Annotated in this window: 20 protein-coding genes and 2 pseudogenes; 5 read left to right on the top strand and 17 right to left on the bottom strand. The window is 47.1% G+C overall.

All coding sequences use genetic code 11. The features are described from left to right. Window positions 1-119: 119 nt before the first annotated feature. The 8 genes and pseudogenes from ptsP to QF041_RS27670 form a co-directional block, all read right to left on the bottom strand. Complete coding sequence (gene ptsP, locus QF041_RS27705; protein WP_047844045.1) at window positions 120-1832, bottom strand: phosphoenolpyruvate--protein phosphotransferase; 1713 nt, start codon at window positions 1830-1832, stop codon at window positions 120-122. Then, window positions 1825-2100 (bottom strand): HPr family phosphocarrier protein, encoded by a 276-nt coding sequence (locus QF041_RS27700; protein ID WP_036617010.1) that lies wholly within the window; start codon window positions 2098-2100, stop codon window positions 1825-1827. The genes ptsP and QF041_RS27700 overlap by 8 nt, the downstream gene beginning before the upstream one ends. A 77-nt stretch (window positions 2101-2177) precedes the next feature. Then, the gene (gene ptsG / locus QF041_RS27695; RefSeq protein WP_036617007.1) at window positions 2178-4229 is read right to left on the bottom strand and encodes a glucose-specific PTS transporter subunit IIBC; all 2052 of its coding nucleotides are present in this window, start codon (window positions 4227-4229) and stop codon (window positions 2178-2180) included. A gap of 286 nt (window positions 4230-4515) precedes the next feature. Next, window positions 4516-5370: a glucose PTS transporter transcription antiterminator GlcT gene (gene glcT / locus QF041_RS27690; RefSeq protein ID WP_047844046.1), complete on the bottom strand. Its 855-nt coding sequence runs from the start codon at window positions 5368-5370 to the stop codon at window positions 4516-4518. A 165-nt stretch (window positions 5371-5535) separates the two neighbouring features. Continuing rightward, window positions 5536-7088: pseudogene (locus tag QF041_RS27685) on the bottom strand (flotillin family protein). Between the two features lie 59 nt (window positions 7089-7147). Continuing rightward, window positions 7148-7684: an NfeD family membrane protein gene (locus QF041_RS27680; RefSeq protein ID WP_307416395.1), complete on the bottom strand. Its 537-nt coding sequence runs from the start codon at window positions 7682-7684 to the stop codon at window positions 7148-7150. Between the two features lie 277 nt (window positions 7685-7961). Continuing rightward, on the bottom strand, window positions 7962-9125 hold the full coding sequence (locus QF041_RS27675) for an iron-containing alcohol dehydrogenase (protein WP_047844049.1): 1164 nt from the start codon (window positions 9123-9125) through the stop codon (window positions 7962-7964). A 93-nt stretch (window positions 9126-9218) separates the two neighbouring features. After that, a complete protein-coding gene (locus QF041_RS27670; protein ID WP_307416394.1) occupies window positions 9219-9806 on the bottom strand; it encodes an MSMEG_1061 family FMN-dependent PPOX-type flavoprotein in 588 nt (195 codons plus the stop codon). Between the two features lie 236 nt (window positions 9807-10042). Here QF041_RS27670 and QF041_RS27665 point away from each other — a divergent pair, with 236 nt between their 5' ends. Then, entirely contained in the window at window positions 10043-12043 is a 2001-nt protein-coding gene (locus QF041_RS27665) for a leucine-rich repeat protein (RefSeq protein WP_307416393.1), read from the top strand. An 83-nt stretch (window positions 12044-12126) separates the two neighbouring features. On the opposite strand, the gene QF041_RS27660 is transcribed toward QF041_RS27665, so the two are convergent. From QF041_RS27660 to QF041_RS27650, 3 genes are read right to left on the bottom strand one after another with little or no spacing between them, the layout of a single operon-like run. Next, complete coding sequence (locus QF041_RS27660; protein ID WP_307416392.1) at window positions 12127-13725, bottom strand: UDP-glucose--hexose-1-phosphate uridylyltransferase; 1599 nt, start codon at window positions 13723-13725, stop codon at window positions 12127-12129. Window positions 13726-13739: 14 nt separating this feature from the next. Beyond that, the gene (gene galE / locus QF041_RS27655) at window positions 13740-14729 is read right to left on the bottom strand and encodes a UDP-glucose 4-epimerase GalE (protein WP_017686840.1); all 990 of its coding nucleotides are present in this window, start codon (window positions 14727-14729) and stop codon (window positions 13740-13742) included. A 1-nt stretch (window position 14730) separates the two neighbouring features. Continuing rightward, window positions 14731-15912 (bottom strand): galactokinase, encoded by a 1182-nt coding sequence (locus tag QF041_RS27650; RefSeq protein WP_307416390.1) that lies wholly within the window; start codon window positions 15910-15912, stop codon window positions 14731-14733. Window positions 15913-16065: 153 nt separating this feature from the next. Here QF041_RS27650 and QF041_RS27645 point away from each other — a divergent pair, with 153 nt between their 5' ends. Continuing rightward, the gene (locus tag QF041_RS27645; RefSeq protein WP_307416389.1) at window positions 16066-17040 is read left to right on the top strand and encodes an AraC family transcriptional regulator; all 975 of its coding nucleotides are present in this window, start codon (window positions 16066-16068) and stop codon (window positions 17038-17040) included. 84 nt (window positions 17041-17124) lie between these two features. On the opposite strand, the gene mgrA is transcribed toward QF041_RS27645, so the two are convergent. From mgrA to QF041_RS27615, 6 genes are all read right to left on the bottom strand, one after another. Continuing rightward, the gene (mgrA, locus tag QF041_RS27640) at window positions 17125-18132 is read right to left on the bottom strand and encodes an L-glyceraldehyde 3-phosphate reductase (protein WP_307416388.1); all 1008 of its coding nucleotides are present in this window, start codon (window positions 18130-18132) and stop codon (window positions 17125-17127) included. 78 nt (window positions 18133-18210) lie between these two features. Beyond that, window positions 18211-18951, bottom strand: coding sequence for an NAD-dependent protein deacylase (locus tag QF041_RS27635; RefSeq protein WP_249911901.1), 741 nt, complete (start codon window positions 18949-18951; stop codon window positions 18211-18213). Window positions 18952-19187: 236 nt separating this feature from the next. Further along, window positions 19188-19955, bottom strand: a complete 768-nt coding sequence (locus QF041_RS27630) for an HAD family hydrolase (protein WP_307416387.1) — start codon at window positions 19953-19955, stop codon at window positions 19188-19190. Between the two features lie 64 nt (window positions 19956-20019). Continuing rightward, window positions 20020-20784, bottom strand: a complete 765-nt coding sequence (locus QF041_RS27625) for an alpha/beta fold hydrolase (protein ID WP_307416386.1) — start codon at window positions 20782-20784, stop codon at window positions 20020-20022. Between the two features lie 94 nt (window positions 20785-20878). After that, the gene (locus QF041_RS27620) at window positions 20879-21544 is read right to left on the bottom strand and encodes a bifunctional 2-keto-4-hydroxyglutarate aldolase/2-keto-3-deoxy-6-phosphogluconate aldolase (protein ID WP_017686833.1); all 666 of its coding nucleotides are present in this window, start codon (window positions 21542-21544) and stop codon (window positions 20879-20881) included. Window positions 21545-21632: 88 nt separating this feature from the next. Continuing rightward, a complete protein-coding gene (locus tag QF041_RS27615; RefSeq protein WP_307416385.1) occupies window positions 21633-22598 on the bottom strand; it encodes a sugar kinase in 966 nt (321 codons plus the stop codon). 222 nt (window positions 22599-22820) lie between these two features. Between QF041_RS27615 and QF041_RS27610 the strand changes: the two genes are divergently transcribed. The 3 genes and pseudogenes from QF041_RS27610 to ilvD all read left to right on the top strand — a co-directional run bounded on the left by QF041_RS27610 (window position 22821) and on the right by ilvD (window position 26231). Continuing rightward, entirely contained in the window at window positions 22821-23861 is a 1041-nt protein-coding gene (locus QF041_RS27610; RefSeq protein WP_307416384.1) for an acyltransferase family protein, read from the top strand. Between the two features lie 123 nt (window positions 23862-23984). Further along, a pseudogene (locus tag QF041_RS27605) lies at window positions 23985-24227 on the top strand (KGG domain-containing protein); the annotation flags it as partial. 318 nt (window positions 24228-24545) lie between these two features. Next, window positions 24546-26231, top strand: coding sequence for a dihydroxy-acid dehydratase (gene ilvD / locus QF041_RS27600; protein WP_074096200.1), 1686 nt, complete (start codon window positions 24546-24548; stop codon window positions 26229-26231). The last annotated feature ends 82 nt before the right edge of the window (window positions 26232-26313 follow it).

Below are 26313 nucleotides of genomic sequence, written 5' to 3'. Positions count from 1 at the left end.
TTATAACAAAAAAAGCCGATATCCACAATGATTCGCGGATACCGGCAAAATCGCTGCATCAATGCAGCTCATTATCGGAAAAAGAAAAAACCTCAAATCCGGAGGAAACCCCGGCAAAATTACGCTTGAATGCTTTGAACCAATTCAACGACTTGTTCAGCCGTTTGCATATCCAGAGCTTTAGCAGCCAGTTCCTGCATATCCGCACGGGACAGCTTAGTGATCTGACTACGAGCTGGCAGGATGGAGGTTGCGCTCATGCTGAACTCATCCAATCCAAGACCAAGCAACAATGGAATTGCTGTTTCGTCTCCTGCCATCTCACCACACATGCCAACCCATTTGCCTTCACGATGCGCTGCATCGATAACCATTTTAACCAAACGCAAAATGGCTGGGTTGTAAGGCTGGTACAGATAAGCCACTCGTTCGTTCATACGGTCAGCAGCCATCGTGTATTGAATCAGATCGTTCGTTCCGATACTGAAGAAATCCACTTCTTTGGCAAACTGATCCGCCAGAACTGCAGTCGAAGGAATTTCGACCATGATTCCGAGTTGAATGCTGTCAGAAACAGCAATACCTTCAGCAACCAGCTTCTCTTTCTCTTCGAGCAAGACAGCTTTTGCTTCACGGAATTCACCGAGTGTTGCGATCATTGGGAACATGACACGCAAGTTTCCATGTACGCTTGCACGCAGCAATGCACGCAATTGTGTACGGAAGATATCCAGACGGTCCAGACACAGACGAACTGCGCGGAAGCCGAGGAATGGATTCATTTCTTTTGGCAAGTCCAGGTATGGAAGCTCTTTGTCTCCACCGATGTCGAGTGTACGAACAACGACAGGTTTACCTTCCATTTTTTCCAGTACCGCTTTGTAAGCATTATACTGAATGTCTTCGGAAGGGAGCTTGTCTCTGCCCATGTACAAGAACTCGGTACGGTACAGGCCTACAGCCTCGCCGCCATTTTCCAGAACACCCGTTACATCATTTGGTGTACCGATGTTGGCTGCAAGTTCAACATGAACGTTATCCACCGTTACCGTTGGCTCATCACGAAGTTTTCTCCACTCTGCACGTTGTGCATCATACTGTTCCTGTTTGGCACGGTATTCAGCAATAACTTCATCAGTAGGGTTAACCAATACGTGACCATCCAGACCGTCAACAATAATCATATCGCCTTGTTTCGCTTGAGCCAAGATGTCCTTGGTTCCAACAACAGCCGGAATTTCAAGAGAGCGAGCCATAATCGCCGAGTGAGAAGTACGTCCACCAATGTTAGTTGCAAAACCTTTAACAAATTGGCGGTTCAATTGAGCCGTGTCGGAAGGTGTTAGATCCTCCGCAAGCACGATCACTTCTTCATTGATCTCAGCTGGACTCATGAAGTCGATACCAAGCAAGTGATTTAGCACACGTTTGGTAACGTCACGCATATCTGCTGCACGTTCCTGCAGGTATGCACTCTTCATGTTCTCGAACATGGAGATAAATTGTGATGCCGTTTCGTTCAAAGCAAATTCTGCATTGATCATGTCATCCGCAATTCTAGCTTTAACCGGATCAATCAGTTCCGGGTCATTCAGAATGAGCAAATGCGAAGCAAAAATCTCAGCTTTTTTCTCGCCAAGCTCTTGTAAAGTACGCTCTTTGATCGCCTCAAGCTCAGCCTGGGATTTACCCAGAGCTGAGTCGAGTTTCGCGATCTCTGCGTCAACGTCGTTGATTTGGCGTTTTTCTACAGAGTAATCAGGATGCTCCAAGATAAACGCCTTGGCGATAGCAATACCCGCCGAAGCCGCGATCCCGGAGACATTAAGCATTAATTTCGCCCAACCCTTCGTTAACCATAACGTCAGTCAAAGCTTGAAGAGCTTCAGCTTCGCCTTCGCCTTCAACGATGATGCTGATAGTGTCGCCTTGTTCCAATCCCAGGGAAAGAACACCCAGAATGGATTTCAAAGTTACTTTTTTACCGTTAGCTTCTGCAAAGGATTCTGCACCTTTGAATTTGTTTGCTGTATTAACCAGGGCTGTCGCCGGACGTGCGTGGATACCATCTTCGTCTGTAATTCTGAATGTTTGTTGCATTACAATCATCTCACTTTCAGTAGTTTGGTTTAGGCATTGCATATATTTACACTTGCTTGCCATCGTCGTAACACTTCTTATTTTATCTCAATGATTGGCTGTTCGCCAACTTTCAGCACTCCACTCTTCTTCAGAGTTACTGTGGAGCCCTCTGGCAGGTTAGTGAAAATAACTGGTGAAATGATCGAAGGAGCGTTTGCTTTGACATACTCCAGATCCACTTCCATAATCGGCTGACCTGCCGATACCAGATCACCTTCCTGTACCAGTACGTTAAAGCCTTGACCTTTCAGCTTCACCGTATTAACACCTATATGAACAAGCACTTCCTTGCCACCATCGGACATGATGCCCACGGCATGTTTGCTTGGAAATACATTAAACACTTTACCATAGACAGGAGAAGTTATCGTACCATCATGTGGCAAAATTGCGAATCCATCACCTGTCATTTTCTCAGCAAAGACCGGATCAGGTACGTTTGTAATGTCCAGCAATTCACCATTGACTGGCATGACGATATCCTCAGCAACGATGCGCTCTCCCTGCTCACCTTGTGCCTTCTCCTCTTCAGGAGTTGGTTTGGCAGCTGCTGGCGTTGGTGCTGGAGTTCGTCCTGCAATAATATCCTGCATCTGAGATTTGATCGTGTCGGAACGTGTTCCGAAGATGGCTTGAACATTATTACCCACTTCAAGTACACCAGATGCACCCAATTGTTTCAAACGATCTTTTTTCACATTGGATTTCTCATTAACTTCAATCCGCAAACGAGTAATACAAGCGTCCAGATGTTTGATATTTTCCTTGCCACCGAAAGCTTCGAGAATGTTATGTGGCAGGTCATCCGTTGAACCAGAGCCTCCGCCAGATTCGGTTTCAGGCGTTGCATCCTCTCGTCCTGGTGTTTTGAGATTGAATTTGCGAATGATAAACCGGAAACCGAAGTAATAGATCACCGCAAGAACCAATCCGACAATAATAACGTCCCACCAAGGTGTACGGTTCGGAATAATCCCGAAGATCAGGAAGTCAATGAACCCACCGGAGAAGGTCATACCGATCTTTACACCCAGAATTTGCATGGTCATGAAAGACAAACCTGCAAAGATACAGTGTACTGCAAACAGGATTGGTGCCACAAACAGGAACGAGAACTCAAGTGGCTCTGTAATCCCTGTCAGGAACGAGGTTAGCGCAGCTGAACCCATGATCCCTGCAACATATTTTTTGTGCTCCGGTCTTGCTTCATGGTACATCGCAAGTGCCGCTGCTGGCAAACCGAACATCATGAACGGGAATTTACCAACTTGGAATGTTCCTGCTGTGAGAGCAACGCCATCACGTAACTGGCTGAAGAAAATCTTCTGATCCCCACGAATAACATCTCCGGCTTTATTCACATACTCACCAAACTCAAACCAGAATGGGGAGTAGAAAATGTGATGCAAACCGAACGGAATCAATGACCGTTCCACAACTCCGAAGATGAATGCCGACAAGGTCGGACTTGTATCTACCATGAAGTGAGATACAGCATTCAGTCCATTTTGAATCGGAGGCCAGATAATCACAAGAAGCAACCCGATTACAAGGGATACTACCGATGTGATAATCGGTACAAATCGTTTACCTGCAAAGAAACCGAGGTAAGACGGCAGTTCGATTTTGAAAAATCGATTGTAACACAGCGCGGCGGCAATACCTATGATAATACCTCCGAACACGCCTGTACTTAATGTTGGGATACCCAAGATGCTGGCATAACCCGGTACTTCACCGATCATTGCCGGAGTAACACCTACTGCAGATCCTAATGTAACATTCATGACCAGGTAACCGATGATCGCTGCAAGACCTGCAACGCCTTCGCCACCAGCCAATCCGACAGCTACGCCGACGGCGAACAGCAATGCCAGATTATCAAATACGATCTGACCTGCGTTCATCATAATTGTTGCGATCGAGTTCACCCAAGGGGTGTCGAGCGCCGTTACATATTGCAAGAAATCTGGATTAACCAGCATGTTACCAATTCCGAGCAGCAAACCTGCCGCAGGTAGAATGGCTACAGGCAGCATGAGAGCTTTACCTACTCTTTGCAATACACCAAAAAGCTTTTTGAACATCGCGTCGTTTCTCCCTTTCGTCTAATTTATATGTTGTGATGCAAGCAAGGGAACACAAAAAAGGCATGAATTAACAAAGTAAACTGTGCCAACCTTGGGGTATAGCATACCCTGTACAAGGAAAGAACAATCACACTTTAATTAACTCATGCCTGATCGAGTCAGTAACACGTCGCTTATGTTTATTCAGTTGCTTGATTACGGAAACCATTGTAGCACCAGTTCTAACCTATTGCAAGCCTTTACACCAAAAAAATAAATTCCACATTCCATCACTGGAATGACCTCACTTATTCTCTTCTTCCTTCCGCTGATTCAGTCTTTGCAGATGAATGGTCAGATAACCTACCTCCGCAGGATAAACCGGCAGTTTCAGTCTTTTCTCCATCACTTTGGTCAGTTTCCATGCAAGCGAGTACATTTCGGGATACTCCAACTTAAGCAGGGAATCCAACTTATGAAGCTCCTCCACTTTGTCTCCACGCCGAACACGCTCAAGGGCGAAACGAAGATGAGTCAGCAAACGAGAGTAATCAAGCGATTCCGTTTCAAACGAATAATCGAGTTGATCAGACACCAGGTTCACCAAATCAGTGATCAATTGTGAATGTTCACGTACCTGGGATATATTTTGATTGGTCATTGCGCTATAGATATGGAGGGCAACAAAACCAATCTCATCCATCCCCAGATCTACACCCATTTTCTCTTTGATCAGACGAACAGCGTATTCTCCCATTCGATATTCTTCAGGATAAATCTCGCGGGTTTCATATAAAAATGGATTTTGTATGATAATGCCCTGCTCCTTGCGTTTTAACGCGAAAGAAATGTGATCGGTTAATGCAATATGGATATGTTCATTCAGAGGAACGTCCGTACGCTCTGCAATATACGTAATAACTTCGTTAATAATCTCGATCAGTGCTTCATCCACCTGTGGAAGAAGCTGTTTGTACTGCTCTTGCTCCTGCTGGTTTTTCAAAATAAACATTTTCTCCACAGCCATCAATGGAATGTGATCACTCGGTTTTCGGTTAAAGCCAATGCCTTTACCAATAACAACGACTTCCCCGTGTTCTGGATGCTGTGCAATGATTACATTATTATTTAGCGCTTTATCTACATGCAAGCTGCTCATTGTTTGCACCTCTTTTTCACACCATCTTAGGTGTGATTAAGTCACACCCTGTTACGAACGAAAAGACACCCGAAGCGGGCAAACCGCGCCGGACGTCTCGCTTAAAAAGTAACAAAAATTCGCCTTAAGGTCAATAGAGCAACCATGCAAGATTCGAAGTGCTTCTTACTCGTCAACTCCAGCTCTTTCCACAATCTTGTCGATTATAGAAGGAGTTGTAACAGTCTCGCTCTGTTGAATGGCAACTGGCGCAGGTGTTTTAGACTTCGTAAGGCCTTTAATCAGCTGCTCTACATCGATGCCGGATACACTTTTGAGCATCTCTGGAGCGGTCGCCATAAGTTCAGTAACATAGTTACTCACTCGTGCTGCACCTTCACCTTTACCTGTATCTACCACCGTCAGTTTATCAATGGATGCAATTGGCTCTGCAATTTTACCAGCCAGTTCAGGCAGCATTTTGACAATGATATCGAGTACAGCTGCTTCGCCAAACTTCTGGAACGCTTCGGCCAGTTTTTCTTTTGCTTCTGCTTCTGCAAGACCACGCAAACGAATAACTTCTGCATCTGCTGTACCTTTGGCAAGTTCCGCATCCGCCATGGCCTGACCTTCAAGTCGTTTCTGCTCAGCTGTTGCTTTGGCATGTGTTTCGATGGAGTACTGTACAGCATCGGCTTCACGCATTCTTTTGGCTTTATCCGCTTCGGCAGCTTGCTCTACCGCATAACGATCCGCTTCTGCCTTTTTCTTCACTTCAGCATCATATATTGCTTCTCACGTACGACGATTTCTTTTTCCTGGAGATCAATCTCACGTTCTTTACGAACGAGTTCAACCTTCATTTCTTCTTCCACCACGGTCTGTCTCGCACGCGCTTCATGGATATGGTATGCCTGATCGGCTTCCGCTTTTGCTGTATCCTGATCCCGCTTAAACGTGGCTACTTTCAGTTCCTTCTCTTTGGCTGCCTCGGCGATATTGGTATCCCGCAGCAACTCTGCTTTTTGGCCCTGTTCTTCCGCATTAGCCTTCTGAATACGCGCATCACGCATTGCTTCCGCTTCAGCAATCTCGGCATCACGCTTCACTGCCGCAATTCTCGGTTTACCGAGAGCGTCCAGGTAGCCCTGTTTGTCACGAACATCCTTGATGGTAAATGAGACAATTTGCAGACCCATTTTTTTCAAATCTCTAGCTGCTACGCCTTGAACCTCTTGCGCAAACCGATCCCGGTTCCGGTATACTTCTTCCACCGTCATTGTACCGAGGATGGCCCGCAAATGCCCCTCCAGTACCTCCTGTGCTTCGCTTCTCAGCGCTTCTACAGGTTTACCGATGAATTGCTCAGCTGCCGTAGCAACGTCTTCTACAGCGCCTCCAACCTTGATAATAGCCACACCGTCAGCAATAACCGGAACCCCTTGCTCCGTGTACACTTCAGGTGTGGAGACATCCAGCTTGTGGGATAACAAGGAGATAAACTCGGATTGCTGGAATACCGGCAGGATAAATGCACCGCCACCACGAACAATCTTAATTTTCCGTCCAGAATCATCATCGGAGATATTTTTGCTACCCAGGAATGATCCCGTAACGATCATTGCCTCATCCGGTCCAACCGTTTTGTATCTCGCCCAGAAAGCCAGACCCAAAATTAGAATGACTCCGACTACAACTATGGGAATCAATAAAACATCCCAATTCAAATTTTCCATTCCACATCTCTCCCCTTATTCATGATGAGTGCTTAAATTACTTAGGTGATAAGAATACTTTATAAATCTTTAAGTACATTTTCATCCCATTCCGACACACGCAGTACACCATCTACAACATCCACCACGACAACACGGGCTCCCGCCGCAATGGGGAGGTGTTCAAAACTGGATGCCGTTTGAATCGTACTACCGGATGCAAAGCGGATCATTACTTCGCCAAAACCTTTTTCCGGCACCGGAATGGTGATTTCCCCAATTTTTCCTGATAACTCTTTCATTGAAAATGCAATGGAGACATCGCTGTTACGCATCGGTTTGATATATGCGAAGAATACCAGCATGGCTGCAGCAATACCTATAAGCAGGGATAGTATTAGACCGGACATTGCACTTAATGAACTATAACGTATCAGCAAAATACCTGCCCCACCAAAGGTTGTAATGGAACCAGCTAACACAACGGGTTTGAAAAAATCAAGACCTGGCATTTCAAAAGCTCCGTCCAGCAAGCCATCAATCAAGTCACCCAGCACAAGGCTGACAACCGCAAATATCGCCCCTCCGATTAGACACCCCCAATAAATTGTTTCCATCCCCTGTTCCTCCTCTCTCTGCCGCAAATTCATCCTAACTGAGCATTCCACATGTAAATAAATACGTAGCAAGGGGTAAAATGTTTCAAAATCTTTCCTCAATTGTATTCTGAACCCGATAATGGGTATTATCACGACATTCTGTTCGCCTTGCTTCAAGTTCCTCCATTATTCACGTGTACAGTCGAATACACGAAAAAACCGCAAGCCCCCATGAAGGAGACTTGCGGTTATTGGACAACAGAATGTGTCCTTTCACTTTGCAGTGATTATAGAATTACAGAGAAGCCTTGTAGATGGATACAACATCTTCCCGTTGCAGTTTCTTGAAGTTACCGAATGGACCAAACAGCATCGCTTTGTCAGCCATTACGTCGATCTGGCTGTCATCGATATCGTAATCTGCCAAACGGTTAGGTGCACCAATGGATGTCCAGAATTTGCTGAGCGCATCGATACCTTCTTCAGCAATCTGTCTGTCCGACTTGCCTTCAGGGTTCACTTCGAATACATTAATTGCCAGACGTTTGAATCGATCCACATTCACATCCAGGTTATGTTTCATCCAGTGTGGGAACAAGATTGCAAGTCCACCGCCGTGTGGGATATCATACACTGCGGATACCGCGTGTTCAATATTATGTGTTGCCCAGTCTCCTGCGAGACCCATATTCAGCACGCCATTCAGTGCCATTGTTCCGCAATACAGAATCGTTTCGCGCAGTTCATAGTTCTCCAGGTCTTCAACCAGACGAGGTGCTGCTTCCATGACGGTACGCAGAATCGTCTCACAGAAACCGAGTTGAACCGGTGTGTTGGCATCCAGATGGAAGTAATGCTCCAATACGTGGGACATCATATCCACCATACCGTATACCGTTTGGTCCAGTGGAACAGTGTATGTATTCACCGGATCCAGAATGGAGAAAGCAGGGAATGAATATGCGCTACCCCAGCCCAATTTTTCTTGTGTATCCTGATTCGTAATAACCGAACCGGAGTTCATTTCGGAACCAGTTGCCGCCATGGTCAATACGGTACCGAGTGGAAGAGCGTCCTGTGCAACGGCTTTGCGCTGAGCAAAATCCCACATATCGCCATCATACTTGGCACCTACAGCAATAGCTTTGGAGCAGTCCAATACACTACCGCCACCTACAGCGAGGATCAGGTCGATGTTATTTGTTTTACAGAGGTCTACCCCTTTATGCACCGTAGAAAGACGCGGGTTAGGTTCCACACCAGCCAGTTCAGTCACTTCTGCTCCGGCTTCCTTAAGCAAACCGATCACTTGATCGTACAGACCACTGCGTTTGATACTGCCGCCACCATATACAAGCAGAACCCGTTTACCGTATTTCGGTACTTCTGTCTTTAATGCTTCCAGTTGTCCTTTACCGAAAATCAGCCGGGTTGGATTATAGAATTGGAAAGATCTCATATCTATTGTCGCCTCCAATGGAGTTTAGAATTTTTAGTGCAACTCCAATTATAGTACCCTGTTTATAGAAAAACAAATCGATAGTCACTCACTTTATAACAACCCGTTAATCTCCAAATGGGCTCGAAACATCTCGCTCGTTGAAGGCAAATTCTCAGCATCCACCCATGTTTCTGAGGCCCATAATCCAGCCTGTTTGAATGCCCGCGGACAATGGATAAAACACTCTTCTACATCTACAATGACAGCCGCACCTATGGTTTTACCACTCCAGCCCATACTCGCGATGAATTCCTCATCCTTGGTAATGGATGCTGTGCCATTAATACGCAGCACTTCGTTCATACCCGGAATCAAAAAGAGCATACCAATACCAGGGTTCGACAACATGTTTAACAACGAGTCTATGCGCCGATTGCCTGGGCGTTCGGGATAGACGAGTCGGTATGTATCGTACACTTTTACGAATCCCGCTCCATCACCCCGAGGTGACACATCACTTTTCCCATCACGATCTGAGGTGGAGAGGAAAAATAATGGTGACATGGATAGAAAATTCTGAACATGTGAATCCACAAATGAGATTGCCTTGTTACGCACATGTTCATGCGGTTCCCCCACCATGCCTTGCAGTTCCTCTGCATCTGTAATCAATGGAATATTCAATGCCTTCTTTTCCAATTATTCGTCCCCGTTTCTTCATTGATAATGTCTTCAATGGCTTTCCACCATTATACATGCGGGAACTGACATCTTCCATTTCTGAAAACGAATATGAGTGCCGTCATTGAAAATACCGCGACTCCATGTGCCCTCGGCTCACCTATTGAAGATTCAGTATTGTTAATCTCATCTAACAGTTGTACTGTAACCAAAAGGACTTCAAAATTCTTAAAATAAATAAGGAGGTTAGTGGATTGAAAAAAGCAAGCATCTTCGTCTTTGCTCTGCTAATGTTCCTCGTACCCTGGGGACAGATGGTTATGTATGCTGAGCCGAATAAAGAAGAGGATTTCATAACAAGCACCAACGCTCATGGAATCACAATAAACGACTATGTGGGCACTTCGAAAGATGTCATTATTCCCGACACTATTCACGGACAAAAAGTAACTATTATTGGTGACAAAGCATTTTACAGCGATCATTTGACTTCTGTAGTTATTCCGCATACCGTCTCCACTATTGGAGAAAGGGCATTTGAAATCAATCAATTGACCTCTGTCATTATTCCAGAGACTGTCACGACTATTGGAGACTTGGCATTTGCATACAACCGACTGACCTCTGTCGTCATTCCGGATAGTGTATCCACAATTGGGAACTCCACATTCACTAACAACCAACTGGCCTCTGTCGTTATTCCCGAGACTGTTATGTCGATCGGAGATAGCGCATTTACAAACAATAAACTGACTACTGTCATTATTCCAGAGAATGTCTCCACGATTGGGAACTGGGCTTTTGCATCTAACCAGCTGACTTCTATTGTTATTCCAAATCGTGTCTCTTCCATTGGACATGCTACATTTACAGACAATCAACTGACTTCTGTCGTCATTCCGGATAGTGTCTCCTCTATCGGGGCGATGGCATTTGCGGACAATCGGCTGGCGACTGTCTTCATTCCAGCTAGCGTGTCGTCTATTGGTTTCTCAGCGTTTCATGGCAACTCATCCCTTATTATTACTGGTTTTGATCCTTCAGAGGCTCAAGACTTCGCTTACTGGGATGACATTCCCTTTCAAAAATTGAATATGGTCGTCTCCTTTGACTCCGATGGTGGAAACCCGGTTTCGGACACTCAAGCCACTTATGGGCAAACCATTGTACCTCCCACTCAACCTACCAAGGACGGGTTTTCGTTTGAAGGCTGGTACATAGATTCGGTATACTCCCTTCCCTGGGATTTTGCCAGAGATACCGTGAATGGGGACATAACGCTATATGCCAAGTGGACGAGTTCAGTGACAACTGCGTCCAAAGATACGATTAAGGAAGATCCCATTTCCGCCTTGACCGTCTCTTTTGACTCTCAAGGCGGTAGCCCCATTTCCTCTACTATTACCAGTAACAATCAAGCAATTGCGCCTCCCACTCAGCCCAGCAAGAGCGGGTTTTCATTTGATGGATGGTACATAGACTCGGCATTATCTCTTCTCTGGAATTTTGACCGAGATACCGTAAGTCGGGACATAACGCTATATGCCAGATGGGTAAAGACTGATAGCTCTGAAAACCATGGTGGCAGTTCTTCTTTTTGGACCAGCAGTTCTCCTACTGCCACATCACCCCAGGAACCTGATACAGGAACGAAAGCTAAAGCCGAACCTACACCTAAAGTTGAACCTGAACCTAAAGAATCAACAACACCTTTGAGCCCAGTTGTGTTTAGTGATATTTCAACCCACTGGGCACGCTTGATGATTGAAAGTATCGCTGCACGTGGTCTGATAACGGGCTATCCCGATGCCACATTCAGGCCTAATCAGCCAATCTTGCGTAAACACATGGCTCGTATAATCAACGGAGCGTTTGAGCTACCCATAGTCCGAAAGGCTGCTCCCTTTGAAGATGTAGAGCCCACACATCCCTACTTTGAAGCTATATCTCGACTACAGGAGGTTGGCCTTATTGATGGATTCCATATTTCGAACGGCTTAAATGATTTCTTCCATCCGGATGCTGTACTTACACGGGCTGAGGCAGCAAAAATTCTGGTGCTCGCGCTGGACATGCCGCTGATCCAAACGAGTTCTTTTGAGGATGTTCCCTCCTCCCACTGGGCTCACGACTACATAGCCACACTGGCCAAGACTCGAATGGTTGTGGGATATCACGGACTGTTCAGGCCGGATGACTCCCTAACCCGAGCCGAGCTGGCTGCCCTGATCTATCGTTCAATTCCAACAGAATAAACGACTGGCTCACAACTCCGTTACTAATCATATTCAAAAAAACACCAGCCCTTGTATGGGCTGGTGTTCATCGTTATACATGTCTATTCAGTGTATCCCATGCTGCTTACAAAACGATGGAAAGCCTGGCGTCCTGCTTCATCATATTTGTAGACACCTGCATGCTCCAGAATCTCGGCAAATTTCAAACCGACTTCCTGCTGTACAATGGCAACAGCTTGTTCTTTGTCCAGGTTAGAACCAAACCGTTCAATCAATTCTTCCGCCCAGCCCAGATGTTTGTTCAACACATGATCAGAAGCTTTGGCGGCTTCAGCAAGTTTGGCATCTCCAGCGAGGATATCCGCGATACTGTCCAGTTCTTCTTTCAAACGACCTGGCAGGATGGCAAGCCCCATCACTTCGATCAGACCAATGTTTTCTTTCTTCAGATGGTGCATTTCACGGTGCGGATGGAAGATCCCTTCAGGATGCACATCATTCGTACGGTTGTTACGCAATACAAGATCCATCTCATAACCACCATCTGCACTACGACGAACGATTGGTGTTACCGTATTGTGTGGTACTTGTTCCCCGTCCACTTCACTGAATGCTTCGATATCCACAGCAGAATCACTGTAGACCTTCCACGCTTCATATACGGCGTTACCCGCTTCAAGCAGCTCTGCAGGATCGTGTGAAGCCAGACGCATTACGGACATTGGCCATTTCACAAGACTCAATGTAAGTCCAGGTGCATCCGCATGGCGGAAGACCGCCTCTGGCTGTGCATTTTGAATGGCGAATGTATGACGACCACCTTGGAAATGGTCATGTGTCAGGATAGAACCGCCCACGATCGGCAGATCTGCGTTAGATCCGATAAAGTAATGCGGGTACTCCCCGACAAAGGCAAGCAGTCTGCGCAGTGTATCTTTGGTCAGCTTCATCGGCACATGATCATGATGGAAAATGATGCAGTGCTCGTTGTAGTACACATACGGCGAGTATTGGAACAACCAAGGTTCGCTGTTAAGTTCCAGCGGAATGACTCTCAGATTCTGGCGGGCCGGGTGATTCACCCGACCAGCGTAACCTACATTTTCACGACACAGCTGGCATTTTGGATATACAGGTGGCGGAAGCAATTTCGCCATGGCAATTTCCTTTGGACTTTTCTCCGGTTTTGACAAGTTAATGGTAATCTCCATGTCTCCATAGGCCGTGTCCTGTGTCCAGTAGACGTTCTTCGAGATCCGATCCATCCGGATATAGTTGGAGTTAATCGACAAGTCATAGAATTGAGATGTGGCCGCCTCAATGCCTTCCGTCTGCTCCGTGTGGCGGAATGCGCGTACCACTTCGGATGGGCGTGCCATCAAATGACCCATGATTTTGGCATCCAGCAAATCACGGAATGTATCACTATTTTCAGGAATGAGTCCAATGGAAAATCCATAATCAATCAACGTATCCAGCATCGCCTGTGGGCCATCGGGCACAGTCGTGTCCAACTCACCGGCATAAGGCTCTGAGAATCCGAATTGTTCCAGCAAGAGGTTGCGGCTATAATCCCAATCCGCTTCCTCGATTAATTGTTTCTGCAAGGCAAATGCAACCAGACGTTCAATGGCATGCAGTGCTTCCTGCTGCTCCGGTGTCCGCTCTGTGGCACCTGCTGCAATATGAGTCTGTGACATAAGGTGTTCGCCTCCTAGTTTTTTCCGTAGCCGTCAGGACGTGATTGGTGCCAGCTCCAAGCGCTTTGAATGACATCTTCCAGATTGGTCCATTTCGGATTCCAGCCCAGGACAGATCTCGCTTTTGCAGATGAAGCTACCAGCACAGCCGGGTCACCTGCACGACGTGGTTCCTGTACAACCGGAATATCGAGGCCAGTCACTTTTTTAGCTGTTTCGATCACTTGTTTTACCGAGAATCCTGTACCATTACCTAGGTTGAATACATTACTGTTCTCACCTTTGCGAAGATAATCTACTGCACGCAGATGTGCATCAGCCAAGTCGCTCACATGGATATAGTCACGGATACATGTTCCATCTTCTGTTGCATAGTCGTCACCAAACACGGCGATGTGCGGGCGTTGTTTCAATGCTGTTTGCAGTACGAGTGGAATCAGGTGACTCTCTGGTTGGTGATCTTCACCAATTTTGCCACTGTCATGTGCACCGGCTGCATTGAAGTAACGCAGGGAAACGTATTTGATATCCTGAACTTTATCGAACCATGACATCATGCGTTCCATCATCAGCTTTGTTTCGCCGTATACGTTGGTTGGTTCTGTACGATCACTCTCTTCGATTGGCACTTTCTCAGGCTCACCGTACGTAGCTGCCGTAGAGGAGAAGACGATGCGGCGTACATTCGCTGCATTCATCGCTTCCAACAGACAGAGTGTACCAAACACGTTGTTGTCATAATATTTAACCGGGTCTTTCATGCTCTCGCCTACGAGTGAGTTGGCTGCAAAGTGAATGACTGCATCGATTGAATTCTCAGCGAACAGCTTCGCCAGAATTTCTTTGTCACGCAGATCCCCTTCATACAACTTACCGCCGAGCAACGCTTCACGATGCCCTGTCTGCAAGTTATCCAGTACAACAACCTCTTCTCCACGTTCCAACAATGCTGCTACCGTATGAGACCCAATATACCCTGCTCCACCTGTCACCAAAATTGCCATTTTACTTCGCCTCCTTCAATTCTTTAACACCGTCGCCTACGCCGCATACATAAAAATCACCTTTGAGATGGGTACGCGCTTCATATGCAGCGCCCACTTCACTTACAAAACGCTCGACATCATCTTCATGCACAAGTGATACGGTACAACCGCCAAATCCTGCGCCAGTCATTCGAGCACCAAGTGTGCCTGGAATCCGCTGAGCTTCCTCAACCATAACATCCAACTCATCACAGCTTACTTCGTACAAATCGCGAAGCGATTCATGAGAAGCGTTCATCAGCTTGCCGAAGGATTCCAGATCATTGATCCGCAATGCCTCCACCGATGCGAGAACACGTGCGTTCTCTTCCACGACATGCTGCGCACGCTGTCTTACTTTCTCATCCTTGATCTGATCCTGTAGTGTTACGAACTGCTCTGGCGTCAATTGAGCCAGGTAATTCAGTGCAGGCAGCTGTTCCTTCAAGATGGCAAGTGCCTGCTCGCATTGAGAGCGACGTTCATTGTAAGCCGAATCCACCAGACCGCGGCGTTTGTTTGTGTTACCGATGACCAATTTGTAGGAGCCTGTACGGAAAGGAACCTTTTGGTACTCCAGTGTGTCACACATCAGCAGGATCGCGTGATCCTGAGCACCGTTTGCGACAGCGAACTGATCCATGATTCCACAGTTGACGCCTACGAACTCATTTTCCGCTTTCTGGGACAGAAGCGCCAGTTGAACCGTATCAATATCCGATACACCCTCCAGAGACTGAATCGCAAATCCGGTGAGTACCTCCAGAGATGCAGATGATGAAAGTCCTGCCCCGTTCGGAATCTCCCCGTGGTAGAGGAAGTCGTAGCCTTTTGTTACATTTACGCCTTTGCCTTGCAATTCAACCATGACACCAACAGGATAGTCGGTCCATTCTCCGGTTTTTTCCTTACCGATGGAGGAAGTGTTTAGTACCCCTTCGTAAGACATGTTCGTGGAAGCCAGTTGCAACTTGTTGTCCTGACGCACACGAATGATCAATGTTGTTCCGAATTCAAGTGCTGCCGGAAGCACGTATCCACCGTTATAGTCAATGTGCTCACCGATCAGATTCACACGCCCCGGGGCATGAAACACACGGATGTCCGCTCCACTCTCTCCGTACTTCTCAATAAACTTTTGTTTCAATTCAGTTACGTTCACTGCTGGTGCACCTCGCCTCGTTGTTGTGGTTTTCTTAATGTTATTATATAAGAAAGCGGTGCCTCATGTAATGCAACCATGTGTGTTTCATATGGATAAATGTGACCTTAAGGCGTATAATGATCGGAGCATCCCAGAAAGAAGGAAATGACCATGGCAGATCACTCAAACTCGAAGAAAGACTCCCTTGCACCTTCTATAGAGAAAATTCAGGAACCACCTTCCGGTAAAAGCGGAGCACTCAGTTATTCGGTTGCCTCCAATCCCGTCTATTATGAACAAGGAGCACTGCATGTCCTGTTTGCCGGGGCAAGCCAGACACTTCCCGGTCACGCCCTCGGACCCAAACTGTTTGATTATTATCTGCTGCATTATGTAGAAAAAGGGGCGGGTACGTTCCGCACCGAGCTGCACACCTACGAGTTATCTGCAGGTGATTGTTTCCTCATTCATCCCGGGCAACTGGTAAGCTACCAGTCACATGCCCGCAACCCATGGCAATACCGCTGGATTGCCTTCACAGGCAGCCAGGCTGGCCAATATACCGAAGAAGCCGGATTCCGCCCGGAAAAGTCCGTTTTTCATGCCGGACCCTCTTGTGGAATTTCCGATTGGTTATCCGTGATGCAGGATGCTTTTGCCGAGCGCAAAGAAAGCTCTCATTTCACATCACTGGGCACGTTATATATGATTCTAGCCGAAGCACAAAATCACCTTTCGCAGGGCCAAACCTTAATTCCAGGTGAATCCTCCATCCGACGTACGGTGAAACAGATGATTCAATATATGTCTACCCAATATGCCTACCCTGTCTCCATTGAACAAATGTCTGCGAGTCTTGGGTACAACCGTGCTTATCTATCCCGTATTTTCAAACAGGAAACCGGACTTTCGCCAGTCACTTATCTACTAAAATTGCGGATCGACAAGTCGCGCCAACTCCTGAGAGAACGCCCGGATCTGTCCATCGAACAGGTATCTGCATCAGTGGGACTGCCAGACGCGCTGTATTTCTCCAAACAGTTCAAACGATTTCACGGTGAAGCGCCTAGCTTGTATCGAGAGAAAATACTGTCCCGTCCACTACATCAGGGGTTACAGAAGAATGCTCAACAAAACAAACGATGAGCAACATAACGGACGGAGGAACCACGTACGACAAAAAAAGGTGCATTCCGCCATTATGGCTAAGATGCACCTTTTGCACTTTATTTATTTGTCATCAGGCTCCGGAGACAGGATAGATTCAATCCGTTCCAATTCCTCTGTAGAGAAATCCAATTGACTGAGCGCAGCCACATTCTCTTCAATCTGGGAAGGACGACTTGCGCCAATCAGCGCAGAAGTTACCCTGCCATTACGCAGCACCCATGATAGTGAAAATTGAGCCAAACTCTGACCACGGGCTGCTGCAATCTGGTTTAGCGCACGCACTTTGCGGAGCGTCTCTGGAGAGATGTTGTTCTCATTCAGGAATACCGACGGTCCTTTGGCACGTGAGTCTTCCGGGATACCATTCAAGTATTTGTTCGTGAGCACACCTTGTGCCAATGGACAGAATGCAATACTGCCTGTTCCATACTCATCCAGCACGTCCTGCAAACCATCTTCAATCCAGCGGTCCAGCAGCGAGTATTTCGGTTGATGAATTAACAGTGTCGTACCCAGACTTTTCAGAATTTCGGCAGCCTGTCTCGTCTGCTCTGCGGGATAGTTGGAGATCCCTACATACAGGGCTTTGCCCGAGCGAACAATATGATCCAGTGCCATCATCGTTTCTTCCAAAGGCGTTTCGGGATCATAACGATGTGAGTAGAAAATATCCACATAATCCAGGCCCATACGCTTCAAGCTCTGATTCAGACTGGATACCAGATTTTTGCGTGAACCCCACTCTCCATACGGCCCGGGCCACATATAATAACCCGCTTTAGTGGAGATCACCAGTTCATCACGATAAGGTTTCAGATCCTGGGCCAGTACCTGTCCAAATAACTGCTCTGCCGAACCTGCCGGTGGGCCATAATTGTTGGCAAGATCAAAATGTGTAATACCCAGATCAAATGATCGGGTAATCATATTACGGCCATTCTCAGCGTTATTGATACCGCCAAAATTATGCCACAGCCCCAGTGAAATCGCTGGCAGTTTCAAACCTGAACGTCCAACGCGGTTATATTTCATCGTTTCATAGCGAGTATCGCTTGCTACGTAGACCATTATGAATCCCTTCTTTCCCCAGGTTCCGCCTCTTGTATCCGGTCTATGCCGGAGAATGCGGTTATTCAGTCCATACGTTCAACCAAGAAGCTGGTCCACAATATTCATTACCTCACCAATCGGCTCTGTAATCAGCAAATCAGCCCTGCGGTCGTAAGCGGTAGGTGTAGCGTTAAGCAGAACGGTATGTTTTCCCTGAAAATACGTAATTAACTGGGCCGCCGGATATACCGTCAGTGACGTGCCTCCCACGAGTAACAGATCTGCAGAAGACAGTGCATCAATGGAACGATACAATGTCGTCTGATCCAGCTCCTCTTCGTACAGCACCACATCCGGTTTGATCACACCACCACATGTGGTACAGCGAGGCACTGTATCTTGGGACTGTATAATATCATTCAGCGTATAAAACTGCTTGCAATCCATGCAGCCGTTACGATGAATTGAGCCGTGAAGCTCAAAGACATTGCTGCTACCTGCCTTCTGATGCAGTCCGTCGATATTTTGCGTGATCACTGCCTGAAGTTTTCCTTCCTGCTCCAGACGGGCCAATAGTCGATGACACCCATTCGGTTCCGCATCTGGATGAAGCATTTTGCCACGATAAAAATCATAAAAAATATCGGCATGTTGATCAAAAAAATGTCGGCTTAATAACTCTTCCGGTGGATAAGGCGAATGCTGCTCCGTCTGATACAGACCCGCAGCCGAGCGGAAGTCGGGAATCCCGCTTTCCGTTGAAGTCCCGGCTCCTCCGAAAAAAACAATCCGGGAGCTCTCCTGAATCCAGGCAGCCAGTTGTTCTGTTGCGTTCATCCTCTCTCTCCTCCTTTTGTTTACTATATAAATTGAACTAAAGAATATTTACACTGGCCACTACGATGACAGAACAACCTTCCGATCGCTGTTATCCACAGATTTTTTTGATTCCTTTCTAAAGGAAAAAATCCGAGGATAAAGGCGAACACTCTGTTTCTTCAGGTTATTTCTGTCCTCTCCGTTTTGTGTAAATGTTGAGTTCAATTTATATCGTTCAACCAAGCCAGGGTGACTTATATAATAACGCTTATCTCATTATAATGACGAACAATGGCATGGGCATCAACCAGGTGAGATCCTTGATCTAACTGCGGGCAGTAACCTAGGGTATAGGATACCTCTGCGTGCCGCCCCATCTGCATATCCCCATTGCTGTCTCCAATTACAACGGCCTCCGCAGGATCGATATGTAATTCACGGCAAGCCAAGAGTGCTGCTTCTCTATCCGGTTTGCCCTGGGTCACCCGATCACAGCCCACAATGGAGGTGAAAAAGGAACGTATCCCCATCCAATCCAGATGTGTTTCTGCTGCCGCTGTACTGTCTGAAGTAACAACTGCCAGAGGTATGTCTGCTGCCCTGCAACTCTGTAAGAAAGCAAGTAATCCTGGCATCGGTTCAGCCGATTTGCGCTCTCTTACCGATTTCATGGCCTCGCTTGAAAATTGGCGTATCGTTGTGATCGCTTCATTCCATGGTATGCCTGCCGCATATAACTGCCCGGCAAGTAATCCCGTGCACTCATCCACAGTCGCAATGGCAAGTGGACCTTGCGGATCATAGCCGACAATGTGACCTTCTGCATTATGAATGGTGCCCAGGACGTGCTCCCGTTCAACCGTAAATGAAGCTCCAAGCTCATTCATACGTGATTGTAACTGACTCAGCAACGTCTCTGCCCACGGCCCCCATAGCTGGAGGAATTCCAGTAATGTTCCATCTTTATCGAACAGGATAGCTTTACATGGGATCTGCACTCCATACACTTGAAGCATGGTCATCCGTATCACCTCCATCAAGTTATGCTATAAATGCATACAGCCCTTAATGCAGAATAATCAAAATCTACTTAATCGTACTTAACCAAGCCAGTACTGTCTTGACCGTCTGATTCAGCTGTTCTTCTCCATTCACTTCCGGCTCGCCATCTCCTTTTTGATGACCATAATCACCGAACTGGGCGTGGTTTCCACCTTCAATGGTGTAGTATACCGTCTCCACGGGCAAATACATACGTCCACTCTGATACTTGGTCATATTCACAACCTCATCTTTAGTACCCAAAATGGATAATGCAGGTATTCCCAGTGTCATTACACTCCCTTTTTCATCCGGGTAAGATGCCAAGAAGAAGATCCCGTGAAGTGCATCAGGATGTGCGGCTACATAACGTGCAGCCATGGACCCGCCGAGAGAGTGTCCACCCATAACAAATTGTTCGTCTGGATATGCGGCCAGAATCTCATCTGCCAAGTTTGGCTTAAGCACTGCCAGGTTAACTGGCATCTTGGCAATAATGGTGTGATGACCGGCAGCAGCCAGCTCATGGGCAAGTGGTGCATAACTTTCCGGTTTTACCAGTCCACCAGGGTAGAACAGAACGCTCTTACCAGTCGGTTTATCTGGCACAAAATCAATCCAGTTCTCTTGTTCGTTCACGGTCACCTTATTGGCTGTTTCCATGGCCGCTTGGGCTGTTTGCTGTGGACCGTATGGTGTGAATAATTTCCACGCAACAAATCCACATCCAATGACAATGAGCGCCAGAAGTACGAGCAGGAATTTCCCGATGCCCCTCTTCTTGCGCCCTGTATTATACCGATTTCTCAACGTTAATCACCTTTCTTCACTTCCGCAGGTGCCGCGGCTCACAGAATTGGGAGCCTTCGTTCATCAGGCTCCCTTTCTCCGAATTGAAAAAATATTATTCAGCCTTGGCCTTGCGGTAAGCATCCATATATTGTTCCGCTTTGCGACGGACATGACTCAGGTCACCCGTCTTCACAGCTTCCGATGTCAAGTCGGAGCCGATCCCTACAGCGACTGCTCCACCCTTGATCCAATCCCCCAGATTAGACAAGGATACCCCGCCAGTTGGCATAAAATTCGCCTGCGGCATAGGGCCCTTCATCGTTTTGATAATCGAAGGATCATACAGATTACCCGGGAACAACTTCACAATGTCCACGCCGAGTTCCAATGCGCGTTGAACATCAGCAATCGTCATCACACCCGGCAGAATCGGAATTCGATACAGGTTGCAGATCTGAACCGTATCCGGGTTCAGGGAAGGTCCGACTACAAACTCGGCACCAGACATGATAGCCGCTCTTGCCGTTTGCGGTTCAAGCACCGTTCCCGCACCAATAATCGCGAATTTCTCTGGATCTTGTGTGTTCCAATGGTATACACGGCTTAATTTTTCAATGGCTTTGAGTGCACTGGGTACTGTCATCGTAATCTCGATAACTTTAATGCCACCCGCAATCGCTTGCTCGGCCATGGCAATGACTTGATCAGCAGAATCTGCACGCAGAACTGCCACAACCCCATTGTCCGTAATCTTTTGCAACAGCTGAAGTTTCTTCATTTCATTCTCTCCCTTGTCAATGTGGTGGTTGTGTATACAAGCCTTACATTTAAGAACGAAGATGAGCCATATATGATTTCAGCAGCGACTAACGCTCAACATGGGCAACGTTGTTCAGCTTGGCCTCGACCTGCCCCCACGTCGGGAGCGCCTCCCAATCGCCAACAGCCTGTATAACCATGGAACCGGTCAAATTGCCGAGACGGGTTGCTTCCTGCGGGGAGTATCCTTTTAATATACCCGATAAAAATCCCGCGCAGAATCCATCTCCTGCTCCTACCGTATCCAGAACATTATCCGCCTTAAAGTACGGAACTTCAGTTAGGGTACCATTCGCCAATACGTAGGTCAAATCAGGGCCACCCTTCACAATGCACACAGCATTCAGGGCAGATAAACGCTCAAGTACTTTTTGATCATTTTCTTCGTTATATAGAAGTTTCATCTCGTCCAGCCCCGGTAAAAAGTAGTCCGCCAGTTCAGCTATACGCAGTATAACCGGACGGGCCTCATCCGCAGACCATAGTTTGAGACGCAGATTCGGATCAAAGCTTACTTTCACCCCTGCCTGTTTGGCAATATGTATGGCAGCCTCTACCGTAGCAAGTCCCGACGGGCTTATCGCTGCCGTTATACCCGTAACGTGCAATATCTTCGCCCCGGCAATATAGTCGGGATCCAGATCATCAGGTGTGATCGCACTTGCAGCAGATAGCTTCCTATAATAATGGACCGAGGCTTTCCCGGAAGCGTTCTCACGAATCATCAAACCAGTGGGCTCGTGATCACTTAACCTTACCCGGGATACATCTACGCCTTCACCGCGAATGGCTTTCAGAATCATACTGCCAATCGGATCATTGCCCAAGCGTCCAAACCAACCACTGGTATGCCCCAGGCGGGATACGCCAATAGCCAGATTGCTCTCAGCACCCCCGAAAGACTTGTCCAGTGTGGCTGCATATTCCAGCCCTCTTGTATCCTTGGCAGTCAGCAAACCCATACTCTCCCCAAACGTAATAATTTCCGGGCTTGGATAGGGACTCGTTGACATGATTTCTTCCCTCCTTATAGTTACATTCCCTCATCTTCTTTTTCTATTGTCATCCTCTATGCAACCGTTGTCAATCCCGTTGCGTTCATTTTGTTGTCACAGCTTTGAGAAAAGATAACGCTTACTAATGTGAATTAAATCACAATAGATAATGCACATCCATACTACCCTTATTACAGATGCAAATGACCTGGCAACCAGGGTCTATAAGGGGGCTACACCATGAAAAATCAGACACTGATCCGGGACGATCAGGAATCTTTCTTTTACAATCTGCGCTTTATGCTTATCGTCTGTGTCCTTGCTGGTAATGCACTTGAACCACTCATCACACGTTTTGCAGGAGCGGAAGCTCTGTTCCTGTGGATATATACGTTTCACATGCCGCTCTTTGTATGGGTAACCGGGTATTTTGCGACACACTCACTCCAAGGTGCATCTGGGCGAAACGTCCTGAAGCAGATTGCACTACAGTATGTACTGTTTCAGTCCTTATACGCATTGATGGACTTTACCGTATTCCACACACCCCATATGCGGCTATCCTTCTTTGCACCTTACTTGCTGTTATGGTTTCTCGCAAGTCATTTCTGTTGGCGACTGTTGCTTCGTCTGACGATTTCCTGGAAACCGATATATCGGCTGATTGGATCGATTGCGCTTGGTGTAATTGCCGGGTATTTGCCCATCGACGGGTTCTGGCTCAGCTTCAGCCGTACGTTTGTATTTCTGCCGTTTTTTGTCATCGGTTATGACTATGGAGCAACCATCCGTTCACATTTATTATCCGGTTGGGGGCGAAAAACCGCAGCCATCCTCTCTGCTGCACTGTTGGTATGGATCGGGTATGGTGGTTTGAACATTTCATCCGGATGGTTACTCGGCAGCATGACGTACGCCGAACTGGGTCACCACGAATGGTATGCCGGCATCTTCCGACTTGGAGTCTACCTATTGGAGATCGCATCGGCAGCACTGTTCTTGGCCTGGGTACCTTCCTTCACTTCCAGACTGACGGACCTTGGACGACGCACACTCTATGTATTCCTGCTGCATGGTTTTCTCGTTCGCCTCGCCATCTGGTCCGGAGTCTACAGTTATATGGGAAGCTCGGCGTATATTCCAGTTATACTGGTCATTGCCGTACTCTTCGCAGTCACACTGGCTCTGCCGGCTGTACGTCACACGTTCAAACCCTTAATTGAACCGGATATATCCCGATTTTCTTTCAATCAACATGAGGTGTTTAAACGATCGGCCTAATGCTCTGACGTGTCTCTTCACCATCCGTTCTATCCTGGTGTGTTGTTTCAGGCTGGAAATAAGGTGGTAAATTAGGGATACGCGCTACAAAAAACAACTTATCGTTGTAAGGAGTGATTTGTAATGGCACGTCAACCGACGTCAGAACGCAAGATGAGCCGTGAGGAAGCTGGCAGATTAGGTGGCAAAGCGACTTCCAAGAACCATGATCGAAGCTTCTACCAGATGATTGGAAAAAAAGGTGGAGAAGCGACTTCAGATGCCCATGACACTGACTTTTACAAGCAGATTGGTCGCAAGGGCGGCGAAGCAACCTCCGAAACTCATAATAAGGAATTCTATCGTGAGATTGGACGTAAAGGTGGAAGCAACTAATGAATTCAGCTCGCCACATCGAAACATGATCATAGCTTTCCCGTAAATCAAGAAGTCTAATTCCATGAAAATGGTTTGAGGCTTCTTTCTATTGATTGTAGAAATATGACGACGGTTGTGATAGACTCAATAGAAAAACCGGGTGTTCACGGGTTTAAAGCAGCAAAGAATTTCACAAACTACGGGCAGCTCGACACCGGCATGCCGGTCCTTTTTTTTTAGAGTACGGATGAAATTAAACGACAGATGCACTGCCATTTACTTTTCCATTCATGTTGCTCAATATTATATATTTGGGGGGAATACACCATGTCAGCCAAGAAGATGCGTTCCGATATGATCAAAAAAGGTTTTGACCGTGCACCACACCGGAGTTTGCTCCGCGCAGCGGGCGTTAAAGAAGAGGATTTCGGCAAGCCGTTTATTGCCGTATGTAACTCATACATCGATATCGTGCCCGGCCACGTCCACCTTCAGGAATTCGGTAAAATTGTAAAGGATGCTATTCGTGAAGCCGGTGGCGTTCCATTCGAATTCAACACCATCGGAGTAGATGATGGTATTGCCATGGGACACATTGGTATGCGTTACTCGCTGCCAAGCCGTGACATTATCGCGGATTCCGTGGAAACGGTTGTATCTGCTCACTGGTTCGACGGCATGGTATGTATCCCGAACTGCGATAAAATTACACCCGGCATGATGATGGGGGCACTTCGCTGTAATATCCCTACCGTGTTTGTCAGCGGTGGACCGATGAAAGCCGGTCGTGACAGCAATGGTAAAGCTCTGTCCTTGACCTCTGTATTTGAAGGCGTAGGTGCTTACCAAGCAGGTAAAATCGATGATAAGAGCTTGCTTGAACTTGAACAGTTTGGCTGTCCAACATGTGGATCATGTTCCGGTATGTTTACTGCAAACTCCATGAACTGTCTGGCTGAAGCGATGGGACTGGCTATGCCAGGTAACGGAACCATCCTGGCTGTTGCTCCTGAGCGTCGTGAGTTTGTTAAACAATCTGCTAAACAACTGATGGAACTTATTAAAATGGATCTGAAACCACGTGATATCGTTACTGTAGAAGCGATCGATAACGCGTTTGCACTGGATATGGCGATGGGTGGATCTACGAATACAGTACTGCACACGCTGGCACTGGCTCATGAAGCAGGCATCGAGTATCCAATTGAGCGCATCAATGAAGTAGCTAACCGCGTTCCGCATCTGGCGAAACTGGCACCTGCTTCCGATCTTCACATCGAAGACGTTCACAATGCAGGCGGCGTAAGCGCAGTGCTGAACGAATTGCTCAAGAAACCAGGCGCAATTCATGGTGACTGCATTACTGTAACGGGTAAAACGATCCGTGAGAACGTTGAAGGAAAAGAAATCCAGGATACAAATGTCATCCACCATCTGGATAACCCGCATTCCGAAAAAGGCGGCCTGGCTGTATTGTTTGGTAACCTTGCACCACAAGGCGCTATCATCAAAGTTGGTGCAGTTGATGCTTCGGTTGGCGGATACCACAAAGGTCCTGCCATCTGCTTTGACTCCCAGGAGCAAGCGCTCGAAGGTATTGCTAACGGCAAAGTAAAAGAAGGACATGTTGTTGTTATCCGTTATGAAGGACCAAAAGGCGGACCAGGTATGCCTGAGATGCTGGCTCCTACTTCCCAGATCGTAGGTATGGGATTGGGTGCCAAAGTTGGTCTGATCACCGATGGACGCTTCTCTGGCGCATCCCGCGGAATCAGTATCGGACATATCTCACCAGAAGCAGCTGAAGGTGGTCCAATCGCCTTTGTTGAAGAAGGGGACATCATCGAGCTGGATCTGAACAACCGTATCATCGAATTGCACATCAGTGACGAAGAGTTTGAACGTCGTCGCGCAGGTTGGAAAGGCTTTGAACCGAAAGTAAAAACCGGTTACCTGGCTCGTTATTCCAAACTGGTTACCAATGCAAGCAACGGTGGCGTCCTGAGTATCTAATTCACTAATAAATAAAGGGTTGCTCTTCTGCCAAATATGGCGAAGGGCAACCCTTTTCTTTTGCTGGTTGGTGTGATCAGTC

Origin of the sequence: Paenibacillus sp. W2I17, assembly GCF_030815985.1 — a bacterium.
In the GTDB taxonomy this organism is placed as follows: Bacteria; Bacillota; Bacilli; order Paenibacillales; family Paenibacillaceae; genus Paenibacillus.
Note: the sequence above shows the minus strand (reverse complement) of the source record. Positions and strands in the feature narration are given on the sequence as shown.

Coding starts and splice junctions, on each gene's coding strand:
- ptsP (WP_047844045.1), bottom strand. CDS start 1,832: ATGCTTAATGTCTCCGGGATCGCGGCTTCGGCGGGTATTGCTATCGCC.
- QF041_RS27610 (WP_307416384.1), top strand. CDS start 22,821: ATGAAAAATCAGACACTGATCCGGGACGATCAGGAATCTTTCTTTTAC.
- QF041_RS27635 (WP_249911901.1), bottom strand. CDS start 18,951: ATGAACGCAACAGAACAACTGGCTGCCTGGATTCAGGAGAGCTCCCGG.
- QF041_RS27700 (WP_036617010.1), bottom strand. CDS start 2,100: ATGCAACAAACATTCAGAATTACAGACGAAGATGGTATCCACGCACGT.
- QF041_RS27620 (WP_017686833.1), bottom strand. CDS start 21,544: ATGAAGAAACTTCAGCTGTTGCAAAAGATTACGGACAATGGGGTTGTG.
- mgrA (WP_307416388.1), bottom strand. CDS start 18,132: ATGGTCTACGTAGCAAGCGATACTCGCTATGAAACGATGAAATATAAC.
- QF041_RS27660 (WP_307416392.1), bottom strand. CDS start 13,725: ATGTCACAGACTCATATTGCAGCAGGTGCCACAGAGCGGACACCGGAG.
- QF041_RS27645 (WP_307416389.1), top strand. CDS start 16,066: ATGGCAGATCACTCAAACTCGAAGAAAGACTCCCTTGCACCTTCTATA.
- QF041_RS27615 (WP_307416385.1), bottom strand. CDS start 22,598: ATGTCAACGAGTCCCTATCCAAGCCCGGAAATTATTACGTTTGGGGAG.
- ilvD (WP_074096200.1), top strand. CDS start 24,546: ATGTCAGCCAAGAAGATGCGTTCCGATATGATCAAAAAAGGTTTTGAC.
- galE (WP_017686840.1), bottom strand. CDS start 14,729: ATGGCAATTTTGGTGACAGGTGGAGCAGGGTATATTGGGTCTCATACG.
- QF041_RS27680 (WP_307416395.1), bottom strand. CDS start 7,684: ATGGAAACAATTTATTGGGGGTGTCTAATCGGAGGGGCGATATTTGCG.
- ptsG (WP_036617007.1), bottom strand. CDS start 4,229: ATGTTCAAAAAGCTTTTTGGTGTATTGCAAAGAGTAGGTAAAGCTCTC.
- glcT (WP_047844046.1), bottom strand. CDS start 5,370: ATGAGCAGCTTGCATGTAGATAAAGCGCTAAATAATAATGTAATCATT.
- QF041_RS27630 (WP_307416387.1), bottom strand. CDS start 19,955: ATGACCATGCTTCAAGTGTATGGAGTGCAGATCCCATGTAAAGCTATC.
- QF041_RS27675 (WP_047844049.1), bottom strand. CDS start 9,125: ATGAGATCTTTCCAATTCTATAATCCAACCCGGCTGATTTTCGGTAAA.